This window comes from Cytobacillus sp. GQ23, from assembly GCF_059758675.1.
This window is the reverse complement of sequence record NZ_JCAXER010000068.1, coordinates 1-1717: the sequence shown is the minus strand read 5'-3', so window position 1 is coordinate 1717 and position 1717 is coordinate 1. Positions and strand designations below refer to the sequence as shown.

At 54.6% G+C, this 1717-nt stretch carries 1 rRNA gene; it reads left to right on the top strand.

The window, feature by feature from the left end:
* Positions 1–1715, top strand: a 23S ribosomal RNA gene (locus AC6CHU_RS25845); the annotation flags it as partial.
* Positions 1716–1717 lie beyond the last annotated feature (2 nt).

The following is a 1717-nucleotide window of genomic DNA, read 5'->3' as shown; positions in this document are numbered from 1 at the left end:
TCGATGTCAGTGGTAGGAGAGCGTTCTAAGGGCGTTGAAGCCAGACCGCAAGGACTGGTGGAGCGCTTAGAAGTGAGAATGCCGGTATGAGTAGCGAAAGATGGGTGAGAATCCCATCCACCGAATGCCTAAGGTTTCCTGAGGAAGGCTCGTCCGCTCAGGGTTAGTCGGGACCTAAGCCGAGGCTGAAAAGCGTAGGCGATGGACAACAGGTTGATATTCCTGTACCACCTCTTTACCGTTTGAGCAATGGGGGGACGCAGGAGGATAGGGTAAGCGCGCTGCTGGATTAGCGCGTCCAAGCAGTTAGGCCGGTAACGAGGCAAATCCCGTTACCACATAGGCTGAGCTGTGACGGCGAGGGAAATTTAGTACCGAAGTTCCTGATTCCACACTGCCAAGAAAAGCCTCTAGCGAGGGAAAAGGTGCCCGTACCGCAAACCGACACAGGTAGGCGAGGAGAGAATCCTAAGGTGAGCGAGAGAACTCTCGTTAAGGAACTCGGCAAAATGACCCCGTAACTTCGGGAGAAGGGGTGCTCATTAGGGTGAATAGCCCTGATGAGCCGCAGTGAATAGGCCCAGGCGACTGTTTAGCAAAAACACAGGTCTCTGCGAAGCCGCAAGGCGAAGTATAGGGGCTGACGCCTGCCCGGTGCTGGAAGGTTAAGAGGAGAGGTTAGCGCAAGCGAAGCTTTGAATCGAAGCCCCAGTAAACGGCGGCCGTAACTATAACGGTCCTAAGGTAGCGAAATTCCTTGTCGGGTAAGTTCCGACCCGCACGAAAGGCGTAACGATCTGGGCACTGTCTCAACGAGAGACTCGGTGAAATTATAGTACCTGTGAAGATGCAGGTTACCCGCGACAGGACGGAAAGACCCCGTGGAGCTTTACTGTAGCCTGATATTGAATTTTGGTACAGCTTGTACAGGATAGGTAGGAGCCTGAGAAGCCGGAGCGCCAGCTTCGGTGGAGGCGTCGGTGGGATACTACCCTGGCTGTATTGAAATTCTAACCCGCGCCCCTTATCGGGGCGGGAGACAGTGTCAGGTGGGCAGTTTGACTGGGGCGGTCGCCTCCTAAAAAGTAACGGAGGCGCCCAAAGGTTCCCTCAGAATGGTTGGAAATCATTCGCAGAGTGTAAAGGCACAAGGGAGCTTGACTGCGAGACCTACAAGTCGAGCAGGGACGAAAGTCGGGCTTAGTGATCCGGTGGTTCCGCATGGAAGGGCCATCGCTCAACGGATAAAAGCTACCCCGGGGATAACAGGCTTATCTCCCCCAAGAGTCCACATCGACGGGGAGGTTTGGCACCTCGATGTCGGCTCATCGCATCCTGGGGCTGTAGTCGGTCCCAAGGGTTGGGCTGTTCGCCCATTAAAGCGGTACGCGAGCTGGGTTCAGAACGTCGTGAGACAGTTCGGTCCCTATCCGTCGTGGGCGCAGGAAATTTGAGAGGAGCTGTCCTTAGTACGAGAGGACCGGGATGGACGCACCGCTGGTGTACCAGTTGTCTTGCCAAAGGCATCGCTGGGTAGCTATGTGCGGAAGGGATAAGTGCTGAAAGCATCTAAGCATGAAGCCCCCCTCGAGATGAGATTTCCCATAGCGTCAAGCTAGTAAGATCCCTGAAAGATGATCAGGTTGATAGGTCAGAGGTGGAAGCGTGGCGACATGTGGAGCTGACTGATACTAATCGATCGAGGACTTAACCAAAA